4 protein-coding genes and 2 pseudogenes are annotated in these 14021 nt (G+C 51.5%); all 6 read left to right on the forward strand.

What is annotated here, in order from left to right; translation table 11 throughout:
- Positions 1-156 precede the first annotated feature (156 nt).
- A complete protein-coding gene (addB, locus tag C0Q44_RS12600; protein WP_105407543.1) occupies positions 157-3660 on the forward strand; it encodes a helicase-exonuclease AddAB subunit AddB in 3504 nt (1167 codons plus the stop codon).
- Positions 3657-7910: pseudogene (gene addA / locus C0Q44_RS12605) on the forward strand (helicase-exonuclease AddAB subunit AddA). The gene addB and the pseudogene addA overlap by 4 nt, the downstream one beginning before the upstream one ends.
- Positions 7911-7970: 60 nt before the next feature.
- Positions 7971-9155 (forward strand): exonuclease SbcCD subunit D, encoded by a 1185-nt coding sequence (locus C0Q44_RS12615; protein ID WP_105407703.1) that lies wholly within the window; start codon positions 7971-7973, stop codon positions 9153-9155.
- Positions 9152-12570: pseudogene (locus C0Q44_RS12620) on the forward strand (SbcC/MukB-like Walker B domain-containing protein). Before C0Q44_RS12615 ends, C0Q44_RS12620 begins: the two are co-directional and overlap by 4 nt.
- Before the next feature lie 588 nt (positions 12571-13158).
- Complete coding sequence (locus C0Q44_RS12625; RefSeq protein ID WP_105407545.1) at positions 13159-13503, forward strand: hypothetical protein; 345 nt, start codon at positions 13159-13161, stop codon at positions 13501-13503.
- A gap of 296 nt (positions 13504-13799) precedes the next feature.
- Positions 13800-14021: HIT domain-containing protein (locus C0Q44_RS12630; RefSeq protein ID WP_146113451.1), on the forward strand; the 222-nt coding region annotated here is incomplete at its 3' end.

The raw sequence follows: 14021 nt of genomic DNA on the forward strand, positions 1-14021 counted from the left end.
AGCAAAAGTCCCCAGTGTGAAAAGCTGTGGGCTTTTTGCCGTGTTTACGGAGATGATCTCCGGTTTTACCGGATAGTGGCAAACGTATGTTCCGAACCAACACAGATATGTTATACTGGGAATTAAAATCTGTACGTGTAGTTTGGAGGATTGGACATGTCCGTTCGCTTTGTTATTGGCCGGGCAGGCAGCGGCAAAAGCTCGCTGATTACCCGGGAAATTACATCTCTGCTTCAACATGAGCCGCAGGGCAAACCTTTGATTCTCCTCGTTCCGGAACAGAGTTCATTTCGGACGGAGCAGGCATTGGTGTCTTCGGGAGCAATTAAAGGCACCATGCGTGCAGAAGTGCTTGGCTTCCGCCGCTTGGCCTACCGTGTAATGCAGGAAGCAGGCGGTTCTGCTCGTATTCCGATCGGAGCCGAAGGGAAAAAGATGCTGCTCTATAAAGTAATCCAGCGCCGGAAGGAAGAACTGAAGTTATTTGGTGCCTCCGGCAGTCAGTTGGGTTTTATAGGGGAATTAAATGACTTATATAGTGAGTTCAAACGTTATGAATTAGATCCTTCATCACTGGAAGAGGGGCTCTCTGGATGGGGTGCCTCATCCTCTTCACCGATTCTGGAGGACAAATTGCATGACTTGAATCTGATATATCGTGACTACGAACAGGAATTGACTGATTTATATATTGATGATGAAGATACGCTGACAGAACTGACAGAACGTTTATCTGAAAATACATTGTTGCAGGATGCCCAGATCTGGATTGACGGGTTTCAGGGATTCAATCCACAGGAGATGAGTGTGATCGGTCAGCTGATGTTGCAGTCATCTTCCGTGACGATTGCTCTGACATTGGATCGTGCTTATGATCATGGTGCTCTGCCTGGAGAACTGGAACTCTTCTACCCAACAGCGAGTGCTTACGCGCGACTCAAAGGAATGGCTGATGAACTTGGTGTATCGAGTGATACAACTTTGCTAGATTCAGAGAATTTACCAAGATACAAGGATCGTCCAGGACTTGCCCATCTGGAAGCTGGTTTCGACCGCCGGATACGGTGGAATAGTCAGGGTCTTGATTCGGGTATCCAATTGGTTGCAGCTGAGAATCGCCGAGCTGAGATGGAGGGAGCACTGCGTGAGATGCGGCGCCTGGCACAACAAGAAGGTGCGCGTTACCGGGACATGGCGGTGCTTGTTCGTCAGTTGGAACCTTACGCCGACATTGCTGAACCACTGTTCAGAGATTATGATGTACCGGTCTTTCTGGATCGCAGAAGAAATGAATTGCATCATCCGTTGTCCGAATTTATTCGTTCGGCACTGGATATTGTTCGTCGCCACTGGCGTTACGAAGATGTATTTCGTTGTGTCAAAACGGATCTGTTGCTTCCGCGTGATGGTTCCATCACTCGTGAAGATATGGACCAGCTAGAGAATTATGTATTGGCCTGTGGTATCCACGGATACCGCTGGACGGACGGTAAACCGTGGAAGTATGTACCGAGTCTGTCACTGGAAGACAACGGACAGGACGGCCGTAGTCGAGGACGCGATCAGATGTTGTCTTTGATGGAGAATTGTCGAACAGTGATTACCGATGCCTTGGGGATTTTTGAGAAACGCATGAACAAGGCGAAGACTGCCAAGGCACAGTGTGAGGCGTTGTACAGACTACTGGAAGATGCGGAGATTCCATGGAAGCTGGATCAGATGTCAGCTGAAGCGAAGGCTCAGGGTGACCCCGAGCGGTCGAGAGAGCATCGGCAGATGTGGGGAGCCGTACTTGATTTGCTGGATCAGATGGTAGATATGATGGGGAACGAACGGCTGGATCTTGCGCTGTTTGCTGGCATGATCGAGACCGGATTAACTGAATTAAAGCTGGGTCTGGTCCCGCCCGCGCTGGATCAGGTGTTATTCGGCTCCATGGACCGTACACGTCTTCAGGATATCAAATACGTATTTATCCTTGGTGCAGTCGATGGGGAATTGCCCGCTGTACCCCAGGCTGATGGAGTATTAACGGAGCAGGAGAGATCATTGCTAACCGAAAGAGGCGTGGCGCTTGGACCAGGTGCAACAAGACAAATGCTGGATGAACGTTTTCTGATCTACACAGCGCTTACATCGGCAAGCAGGCAGCTATGGCTGAGTTATCCGGTTGCGGATGATGAGGGAAAAGCATTGCTGCCATCCGAGATTGTCAGACATGTACGGAAGATGTATGGGTTACAAGAACAACCATTACTTGCCCAGCCACCGGTTGCCGATTCGGAAGAAGCTCATTGGTCCTACGCTATGCATCCGGGTCAGAGCCTGTCCGCGTTAATCGGACAATTGCGCAGATGGCGTCGTGGGGAAGACATTTCCGAGATGTGGTGGGCAGTCTACAATTGGCATCTTTCGCGTGAGACAAGCAGACCTCAGCTGGAACAACTGCTCGGATCGATCTTTTATCGTAATAAGGCATTACCTCTTCGCACAGCTACCAGCCGTAGATTGTATGGCACAGAGGTAAGAACGAGCGTTTCACGAATGGAGCGTTTTGTAGCTTGTCCATTCTCCCATTTTGCGTCGCACGGCTTGCACCTCAAAGAACGCCAATTGTATCGTCTTCAAGCTCCCGACATTGGACAGCTGTTCCATGCTGCTCTAAGTCAACTGGCTATGCGCCTGCGCGAAGAAAATCGGAGTTGGGGCAGCTTGACGCCGGAGCAATGTCGTAAGGAAGCCGAACAAACCGTGGAGCAGATTGCACCACAACTGCAAGGGGAGATTCTGCTGAGCACCAAGCGTTACGGGTATATTTTCCGTAAATTGAAAGATATCGTCAGCAGGGCATCCGTAATTCTGGGTGAACAGTCCAGACGTGGAAGCTTTGAGCCGATTGGGTTGGAGCTTGATTTTGGACCGGATAAACCTTTGCCGCCGCTACGTTTTGAACTGGAGAATGGCTGTGTGATGGAGATCGTGGGCCGGATTGACCGTGTGGATGTAGCAGAAGGTGAGAATGGTCTGCTCTTACGTGTCATTGACTACAAGTCTAGCCAAACGGATCTCAAGCTGCATGAAGTCTACTATGGCCTGTCATTGCAGATGCTCACGTATCTGGATGTGCTGCTTAGTGCTGCCGAGGAATGGCTTGGGGAGACGGCGATGCCGGGAGGAGTGCTCTATTTCCATGTGCATAACCCCTTGTTGCAGTCAGCTAACGGCATGACATCGGAGCAGGCAGGACAAGAACTTTTGAAACGGTTTAAAATGAAGGGCCTCTTGCTCGCGGACCGTGATGCGATTGCTCAGATGGACAACACTCTGGATAAGGGATATTCAGCGATCATTCCGGTGGCGCTCAAGGCGGATGGCAGCTTCTATAGTAGCGCTGCTGTAGCCACGCCAGAGCAATGGGATACGCTGCTTGCTTCGGTTCGCACCAATATTCGGGAGATTGGAACACGAATCACCGATGGCGATGTGGCGATTGAGCCTTATCGTATCCAGCAGGAAGTGGCGTGTACGTTCTGTCCATATAAGCCGGTCTGTCAATTTGATGAGAATATTGAAGGCAATGAATATAATCTGCTCGCCAAACCGGGCAAACAACAAATCTGGGACATGCTGTCTCATCAAAAGGGAGGGGAAACGTCATGACGAATATGCCAAAACCGGAAGGTAGCTTCTGGAGTGATGACCAGTGGAGTGCCATTTCAGAGAGTGGGGAAGACATTCTGGTTGCCGCTGCAGCGGGATCGGGTAAAACGGCCGTATTGGTTGAACGTATTATTCGCAAGATCGCAGACCCTTCCCACGGGTTCAGCGTGGATCGCTTGCTAGTGGCTACGTTCACCAAAGCGGCTGCCGCCGAGATGAAGCAACGGATTCGTGAAGCATTGGAGCGTGCACTCGAAGAGCAACCCGGAGAAGACCATTTGCGTAAACAGCTGTCACTGCTTGGACGGGCATCCATCACGACCTTGCATTCATTCTGTATGGAAGTTATACGCCGGTATTATCAGCACATCCCGCTGAATCCGGCTTTTCGTATCCTGAATGAAAATGAAGCAGAAATCTTGCGGCAGGAATTGCTCGAAGAACTATTCGAGGAGAAGTACGGCGAAGAAGATGAGGGAAGTACATTCCGTGAGCTGGTGGACTGGTTCAGTGGAGAGCGGAACGATGATGCCATGCATCGACTGGTACAACGATTGTATGATTTCTCTCGCAGTCATTCATGGCCGGATCATTGGTTGGCTGAGATGGCATCTGCTTTTCAGGTGGAAAGTGTGGAGGCACTTGGACATACTGCGTGGGTTCAGAGTATTTTGCGTGATGCGGCTCTAGCTTTAAGTGGTGCAGCAGGATTACTCCGTCAAGGTATCCATATTTCCATGCAACCTGAAGGTCCGACCCCTTATGCAGATACGTTAAAAGAAGACCTTATTATGGTCGAAGAGCTGTTGTCTGCGGTTGAGATTATGCCGTGGGAGAACTTGCCTGAAGTGTTCCAACCGGCTACATTTGGCAAACTGAAGCCTTGCAAAAAAGATCAGACGGACCCGGCTTTACAAGATCAGGTGAAGGAACTGCGTGAGGCTGCGAAAAAGGCGGTTTCCGACCTGAAGGGATCACTTTTCGGAAGAAGTGCATTCTCGTTCTGGCAGGAACTGGAGCAAGCAGCGCCGCTAATGCAGGAACTGGCAAGACTGGTCAGTACATTTGGGGAGCGTTATCGGCAGGCTAAACAGGAACGTGGACAAGTGGACTTCAGTGACCTGGAGCACTATTGCCTTCACATTTTGCGACATGAGGACTCCACGCCTGAGCTGTCGATGCCTTCTGATGCGGCGATGGAATATCGTTCACGCTTCGATGAAGTGTTATTGGATGAATATCAGGATACCAATACGGTTCAGGAAGATATCGTAAAACTGATTTCCAGAGAAAACCCGGGCAACCGATTCATGGTTGGGGATGTCAAACAGAGTATTTACCGTTTCCGACTGGCCGAGCCGGGTCTCTTTATGAACAAATATCGCCAATATGGAGCATATAAGCATGTGAATGAAAGTGAAGAAAATGGCCTGATTCGTACAGGTCAACGTATTGATCTTGCACGGAATTTTCGCAGTCGTGCAGAAGTTGTACATTCGGTCAATATGATATTCCGGCAACTCATGAACGAAGGCGTGGCAGAGATTGCTTACGATGAACGTGCTCAGCTGGCATATGGGGCCACGTTTCCCTCAGAGACGCTTGGAAGTGAGGCATATACACCTGAACTTATGTTGATTGATCGTCAGGGTGGTGGACCAGATCTGACGGAGAGCGCTGATGAAAATGGGGATGCACTGGTCTCAGCAGAACTGGAGAGTGCTGAACTCGAAACCGCTCAGTTGGAAGCACGAGCTATAGCGAAGCGTATCCGAGAGATGGTTGGGGATACGGACCAGCCTGCCCTCCATGTATATGACAAAGCGCTGCAAACGATGCGCCCGGCACGTTACGGTGACATGGTCATCTTGCTGCGTTCTACCTTGATGTGGGCTCCGCTCATGATTGAGGAGTTCAGACAGCAGGGGATTCCTGCTGGAGGAGAACAGAGCAAAGGCTATTTCCAGGCTACGGAAGTGGAGATCATGATGTCCTTGCTTCAGCTTGTTGATAATCCAAGACAGGATATTCCGCTTGCTTCCGTGCTCCGTTCCCCGATTGTGGGATTGGATGAAGAGGAACTGGCACAGATTCGTCTCGGTGACAAAAGACAGTCATTCTATGATGCTGTCATATCGGCTGCGGGAGAATGGGATAATTACTCCATTCGTTCAGTAGATCCATCCCGGCAGGAAAATCATTCTGAATCAAACATGGTCCAGCTACAATGGCCGGAAGCTTGGTCAGAATTGGAACAGGGACAGCGAGAATCAGCGGTAGCTGCCGAGGCAGAGGTGCTGGATCAGGGTGAAACCGAAATTTCAGGCTCGAAGTTACAGCAGAAGTTAATTCGTTTTATGCGTCAACTGGAACAGTGGAGACTTGAGGCGAGACAAGGCAGTCTGAGTGAACTGATCTGGCGCATGTATCGGGAAACGGGCTATTTGGACTGGGTTGGCGGTCTTCCCGGAGGTCTGCAACGTCAAAGTAATCTCAAGGCGCTGCACGATCGCGCACGACAGTATGAGGAATCCACCGCAAATCGCGGGTTGTTCCGTTTCTTGACCTACGTCTCCAGACTACGGGAAAACGGGGGGACCTCGGAACTGTCACAGGTGGTTCTGGTGAACAGGACAACGCCGTACGCATCATGACCATTCACCGGAGTAAGGGACTGGAGTTTCCCATTGTTTTTGTCGGGGCATATCCAAAATGTTCAATCAGCAGGATCTGAACGCACCGTTTCTCATGCATAAGGAACTGGGATTTGGACCGAGGTTTGTGGATCGTGAGAACAGGGTTGCCTATCCTACTTTAGCCAATCTGGCTATTCGTCGTCGTGCCCAATTTGAATTGCTTGCTGAAGAGATGCGTGTGCTGTACGTTGCGCTGACCCGTCCCAAAGAGAAGATGATTTTGCTGGGAACCGTCAAAGATGCCAGCAAAAAGGCGCTCGCGTGGTCTCAGGTCAAAGACAGCCCTGAACTGGCATTGCCTGACTACCTGCTTGCTGCGGGACGCAGTTACCTGGACTGGATAGGGCCATCCCTAATGAGACATCGGGACGCGGCGGTGCTACGAGAACTTGCGGGAAACCATGACTCGTTCTCAAGCTGTCTTGCTGATGATGAATCGCGATGGGGGATTTCTATTATCTCTGCGGATCAGGTATCTCGTGAGCATGTGGTTAATCAGACACTTGGAGAAGAAGAGGGCATGACTGATACACGTAAAGAACGTATTGCAGCTCTAAAAGCAGTTCAGCCTGTGCAGCTGATATCAGAAGAGGGTACGGACTGGCTGGTTAGCGAAATCGATAACCGGCTTTCGTGGACGTATCCGCATGAAGCAGCAACTCAAGTGGCGGCAAGTACTTCCGTCACTGAGCTGAAGACCTTACTTGCCATGCAGGAACATCAGCCGTTTCAGGTGATGGAGGAACTGGAGGAACACGCGGAGACGCTGTTGGTTCAAAGCACTCCAGGGACGAATTACATCGAGGATGAAGCAGTGCATGGACAGCGGGGGCTTCCGGTAAATTCAGCGAGGAAGAGACTGCATCAGGATCAGATCGGAATATCAAGGTGAATGTCTCGGACACAAGAGCTGAAGGATCATCTTTCAAACTGCACCTGCGTCGTCCCAAATTCATGGAAGAAACGCAGATGACAGGGGCAGAACGGGGGACCGTGTATCACACGTTGATGCAGCATCTTCCTGTAGATGGATCATCCGTTGATGCGGAAATCGTTGAACAGACCATATCGCGCCTGATCTCGCTTAAAATATTGCTTCCCCATCAAGTGGAGGCCATTCAACCGGGAGAGTTGTCTTCATTTTTTGATACAGAACCAGGGGCTGAGTTATTACGTGCAGAATGGATAAGAAGGGAAATTCCATTTATATATGGACTTCCGGCACATCGGTCTCCTGCGGAGTGGCTCCATGAACTGTCGCTGAATGCAGGCATGCAAACGGTCGATGAAGATAACAACTTACAGGCATCGCTACAAGAGGAGACGGTTCTTGTACAAGGGATTATTGACTGTCTGTATGAAGTGGACGGCGAGCTTGTGTTACTTGACTATAAGACAGATCGGGTATCGGAGCATCGTGGTGTGGAAGAACTCACCCGGAACTATCATTTCCAACTGGATTTGTATGGACGGGCTATTGAAGATATATTGGGACGGAAAGTCGACCGGAAATGGCTGTACTTTTTTGATGGCGGACATGCAGTGAAATTGTAGAAGAGATCATTCGAAAGTTATTACTATTGATATGACATGGAGAAAGGGGTGGAACGGACGATGCGCATTTTGCATACAGGAGACTGGCATCTGGGCAAAACGTTGGAAGGACGAAGCCGCCTGCGTGAACAGGAAGACTTCGTGGATGAACTCGTCAGGCTCGCTGATGAGCAGCAGGCAGATGCCATATTAATGGCCGGAGATGTCTATGATTCGGTGAATCCGCCCGCATCGGCGGAGCAGTTGTTTTACGAAGCGGCAGCACGTCTGACAGAGCATGGCAGACCTCTCGTGGTGATTGCGGGAAATCACGACCAGCCGGAGCGGGTGGCCTCTGTAACCCCACTTGTAAACAGGCAGGGGATTACACTGGTGGGTACACCCGTTACCGAAGCGGTAACCATCCATGCACAGCGAACCGGAGAGATCGCGCAGATTGCCGCATTGCCCTATCCTTCTGAAGCAAGACTGAATGAATTGCTGACAACAGACGGGGATGAAAATGTACTTCGTCAGGCATACAGCCATCGGGTGAGCATGTTAATGCAGCGTCTGGCTGCTTCCTTTCGACCGGATACTGTGAATTTGGCGATGAGTCATATATATGTACTCGGCGGGTTGGAGAGTGATTCGGAACGGCCGATTCAGATCGGCGGAGCTTACACGGTAGACCCTTCTTCCTTATCAACGGGTGCGCAGTATACAGCGTTAGGACATCTGCATCGTGCACAGGCTGTCAAAGGAGAAGGTGTGATTCGGTATAGTGGTTCTCCGCTGGCCTACAGCTTCTCGGAGGCGGGTCAGAGCAAGTCGGTTACGATGGTTGATCTGGCACCCGGCGGAGCTGCCCATGTGGAGGAAGTGCTGTTAACCTCGGGTCGTCCGCTCGTTCGCTGGCAGGCACGTGGTGGTCTGGCAGAAGTATATCGTTGGCTGGACGAGGGACGTGATCCGCAGGCTTTTATCGACATGGAAGTGTGGCTGGACGATGCGATGTCCTTGAAGGAGATTCAGCAATTGCGGAAATCGCATGAGGGTATCATTCATATCCGTCCGGTGTATCCCGAGATGGCTGCAGCAGGGCTTTTGGAGCAACGATCTGAGTTGCCGGTACATGAATTGTTCCGTAAATTTTATCAACGTCAGACGGGTGGCGCACAGCCGGAAGAGAGCTTGGTTCAACTATTCCTGGAACTTGTGGATGAGGATGAGCCGGGTGTGCGTGAGGAGGTCGAAGGCAAATGAAGCCGATTTGGCTAAAAGTCGCGGGTCTGCAAAGCTATCGGGAGATGCAGGAAATTGATTTTACGGTGCTGACGGAAACAGGTCTATTTGGCATTTTCGGTCCAACAGGCAGTGGCAAATCTTCCTTGCTCGATGCAATCACACTGGCGATGTACGGAAAAGTGGAACGTGCGGTGAACGGAACTCAGGGGATTATGAATCATGCTGAGGATTCGTTGTCGGTTTCTTTTACATTCGAACTGACGTCAGGCGAAGGGACCCGGAGATTCCGGGTAGAGCGTAGGTTCAAACGTAATAATGAAGTGTCGGTGAGTAACACGATCAGCAAATTCATTGAGACCGTGAATGGGGAAGAACAGGTACTTGCCGACAAATTGGCTGAGGTTAATCGCTGCGTTGAAGATGTGATCGGCCTGAAGATGGATGATTTCACAAGGGCAGTGGTGCTTCCACAAGGGAAGTTCGCCGAGTTTTTGTCACTCAAAGGCAGTGAACGACGCCAAATGTTGCAACGATTGTTTCATCTGGAGAAGTATGGGGATCAGCTCGCCATCAAGTTAAGTCGGCGTGTGAAAAATAACGATATGGTTCACCAATCTCTCGCTGCGGAGCAACAGGGGCTTGGCAATGCCAGTAAGGAGACGCTGGAAGACACGAAACGTCTTCTTCAAACCGCAGTTCAGCAGTCTGAATTATCTCGAAAAATGCTGGATGAAGCTACCGCGGAAGTTGAACAGCTGGGAAAAATACGTGAGTTAAGCAACGAACGGCAGGCCCGTACGGATGAACAGCAGAAGCTGAAAGCACTGGAGCCGCAGGTTGAAGCAGGCGAGCAACGACTGAAACGATCCGTTGCGGCAGATGCAATTCTGCCTGTACTCCAGACCGTTCGAGAAGCAGCGGCTACGCAGAAGCAGCGGCAGGATACTGCGGAGACAGCCCATCAACAGGCTGTGGAACATGAGCGCCTGTCTGTGCTGGAAGCAGAGAAGGCTGAGACAGCTCATGCGCAAATGGCTGAGGAAGAACCCAAACTGCTGCTACGTCTGGAGCAACTTGAACAGGCGAAAGAGCTGCAACGGGAACGGGATGGACTTCAAGCGGATTGTACGCGCCTCGCGCAGCTTCTGGAGCAGGGACAGGACGAACAGACTGCTCTGGGTGAGCAACTTGAGAAAGAGAAGGAATTGCAGCAGCGTGGACGCAAACGGCGTGAGGAATTACAGGAGAGCCTCAAGCCGAATGAAGTGAAGTCGGAGGAACGCAGACAGCTACAGGTAGCCCTTGAACTGAAGCATCGTGTGGATACTGCAGCAGAGCAGTTACAGCAAAATAAGGCTGACATGCAGGCTTACAAGCAGTCGGCAGAACAGGGCGTCATCAAGCTGGAGGCGGCGAATCAAGAAGAAGGGCGCCTGAGTGATCAGCGTCAGCATCTGTTGGAACAGGCGTCCGCAGGTCTTGAGGCCTTGCTTGCCTGTGAGCAGGACATTAGCCGCGAGCAGAGCTTGCTGGCCCTTGCGGAGGAACAGCTGCGTGGCACGATGCGTGAGCAGGAGCTGCACCGGCTGTCCTCCGCTTTGCGCGCCGAGCTGCGTGACGGCGAGCCATGCCCGGTGTGCGGCTCGCCGCACCACCCGCTCCCGGCTGCGCCGCCGGGAGAAGGCCCGCATGCAGGCGATGCGGACCTGGAACTGCTGCGCAGCCTGCACGCGGAGCTGCAGGAGCTGCGCTTCGGGCTGCGCCAGCAGCTGCACGAACGTCGCAGCCTGCTGACGCAGCTTGGCGCCGCGGCCGGCGAAGCACCGGCCGCAGCCGAGGCCGCGCCTGCGGCAGCGGAGCCCGAGCCCGCCGGGTCGCCCGTGGACGGGCGCTCCCCGGCAGGCTGGGCGGCGCGTGCCGCTGCGCTGCGCGAAGCCGCGCAGGCGCTGGCTGCCGCAGCAGCGCCATTGCAGGCCCAAGCCGCCGCGTTGCAGCAGGCGGCTGTGGGCGCGCAGCAGCGTCGCATGGAAGCGGCAGCTGCGCAAGAGGCCGGCCGTGCCGGGTTCGCCCAGGCTGAGCGCAAGCTGGCTGAGAGCGAGGCGACAGCGGCTGCCTTGCAGGGCCGCTGGGCCACAGAACTGCCAAGCATCGCTCAGGAGCAGGCCAAGGCCCTCTATCAGGCGATGCAGGAGCGCGATGCGCGCGCCGAAGACATCAAGGAACGTCTGAACAAAAGCGTGACGTTCCTTGAAGAGAAAGAACAGATCATTCAATCACTTCAGCAGAAGCTGGTTGAATTGGACAAACAGCTGATCCAGTGGCAAACCGAGTGGCAAGGTAACAGCAAACAGCTGGCTGAGAAAGAAGAGCGCCTGCGTCAGTGGGTGGGGGAGCAGCGGGTTGAAGATCTGATTGTTACCGCCCAGACCCGCCTGGAAGGACTGCGCACAGCCGCAGCGGACACGGCACAACGCTTCAAGGAAGCGGACTTCCTGAAGCAGGAGTCGGCCAAGAAAGATGTCATGGCCCAGCAGGCGGCAGTTTCGGCAGCCGAGCATCTGCAACAGGCACAGGAACGCTGGAATCAGTTGCTGGAACAATCCCCTTTTGACTCGGACAGTGCTGTTCTTGCGGCTGCGATTTCTGCGGGAGAAGCCGAGCGACTGGCTGGAGAAATCCAGCAGCACCGGGAGCGTGAGCGTGAACTAGCCTCGCAACTGAGAGAACTGGAGCAGAAGCTGGCTGGTGCTGTCGTATCTGAGGAGCAGTGGTTGGCTTGCACGCAGCGCTTGCAGCAGGCTCGCACCGAGGATGAGGCTGCTCTTCGTACCAAAGCACGCGCAGAACGTGATTTGGAGGATGTACAGCAACGGCATGTACGCTGGACTGAACTGGAGAACAAGCGAGTCGAGGTAAGTCTTCAGGGTGAACTGCTCAGCAAACTTCAATCTGCCTTTAGAGGTAACGCCTTTGTTGAATATATTGCGGAAGAACAACTGATGCAGGTGAGTCATGCAGCTTCCCAGCGTCTGCGCTTCCTAACCAAACAGCGGTATTCACTGGAAGTGGATTCAGGGGCGGATTTGTGATCTGTGATGATGCCAACGGGGGAGTGAAACGACCGGTGTCAACGTTATCGGGTGGCGAGACATTTTTGACCTCATTGTCGCTGGCGTTGGCACTGTCGGCCCAAATTCAGCTTCGAGGTCAGTACCCGCTTCAGTTCTTCTTCCTGGATGAAGGGTTCGGCACACTTGACCCTGAGCTGCTGGATACGGTGATTACCTCTCTGGAAAAACTGCATGACGACCGACTGACTGTCGGTATCATCAGCCATGTTCCTGAGTTACGTGCGCGCTTGCCGCGCAAGCTGGTGGTGATTCCGGCAGGAGATGCCGGAAATGGCTCACGAGTGGTCCTTGAAACCCTCTAAAGCGTGAGGGAAGAGGTACGTTTTGAGGCAACATTAGTGACCTGTTTATAGAGACAGCGAGTTCATAAGGAAACTTATATTGTTATATGTGTTCCTGGATAAAAGTCCGTACACTTTTGTCCATTTGGGCTATATCAGCATTTTGCATCATTCGATTCTACTCGCTCCCGGGTACTAGAGTAGACAGGAAGAAGCATCCTGACCCAACCCAACGTATAGACGAACAGAAGCGTATCGATCGATATCTTGCTGATTTAAAGTCACCCTTTGGATTTATGCAAAAATCTCAAATGGATTATACTGTAAAAACATTTCTTTTCTTGCTTTTATAACATGACAGAGTGAGTTACATCACAGATACAGGTTCATCTCGCTGTTATAATACAGTCAAGCCGACAAACTTTATTTAAGTACCCCGGCGGACATCTGATCAGGACGCTTCCTGAATAGATGTCCGCACAGCAGACTTCCACGGAAGCCGCTTACGGGGTGCTTCTTTTTTTTGTATTTTTCCCGGTAGTGTCAATTCGCCCAGATCTGAATACCATGAAAAGGTGATCAAGAGCAGACTCAGGGAGGCGTTGGAACGTGGAAAAGGTGGAAGCGAAGAAATTGTGTAAGGAACACATGCATCGTTATGTATGTGTTCAGATGAATGACGGCATGCATTATGATGGTATTATGGAGAACGTGGATGAAGAAATGATTTATTTGGCGGTTCCCGTGGGACCGGAAGCGATGGTAAATCATGCGAACTGGGCACCTAATGCAATGCCAGGAGCTAACTATCCTGTTGGCCACACCCGCGGATTCTATCCGGGATACGGATATCCTGCCCCTTATCCATATTACGGCTATGGACGCAGACGTTTTAACCGGCTGGTGCTCCCGTTATTCGCACTTACTGCGTTAACGCTGTTACCGTATTATTGAAACATTGTCTGGCGTGTATTCAAGACGAGTTAGTAAAATAGAGTAATACCATTGTAACGGAATGGACTTTTCTGATTTATTAACTTTCTGGTTGTATAACTTTCAGATTTTTATCATGGATCAAACCATATGACCTTTCTCATCTCCGCGTGCATGAATGTGCAATCACCGAGATGCAGGAAGGTTTTTATGTTCAAATTCAATACAGACTACAGGTTAAAATTGGACTATACTTTTTACTTCAGGTATGATACAAGGGTATACATAATGTTGAAACCAAAAGGAGGGTATGAACTATGGATTGCTTATTTTGCAAAATTGTAGAGGGCAGCATTCCCTCCAATAAAGTACTGGAGAATGACCATGTTATCGTTTTTCATGACATCCAGCCTGCTGCACCGACACATGTTCTCGTAATTCCGAAGAAACATATTGCTTCCATGAATGAAGTTACCGCAGAAGATCTGCCTTTGATCGGTGAGATTCATCTGGCTGCTCAGGAGGCGGCAAAGCGTTTG

The sequence above is a fragment of the Paenibacillus sp. PCH8 genome, assembly GCF_002968835.1.
Classification (GTDB): Bacteria; Bacillota; Bacilli; order Paenibacillales; family Paenibacillaceae; genus Paenibacillus.

Excerpts from the sequence above, each read along its gene's own strand:
- addB (WP_105407543.1), top strand. The coding sequence starts at position 157 with ATGTCCGTTCGCTTTGTTATTGGCCGGGCAGGCAGCGGCAAAAGCTCG.
- C0Q44_RS12615 (WP_105407703.1), top strand. The coding sequence starts at position 7,971 with ATGCGCATTTTGCATACAGGAGACTGGCATCTGGGCAAAACGTTGGAA.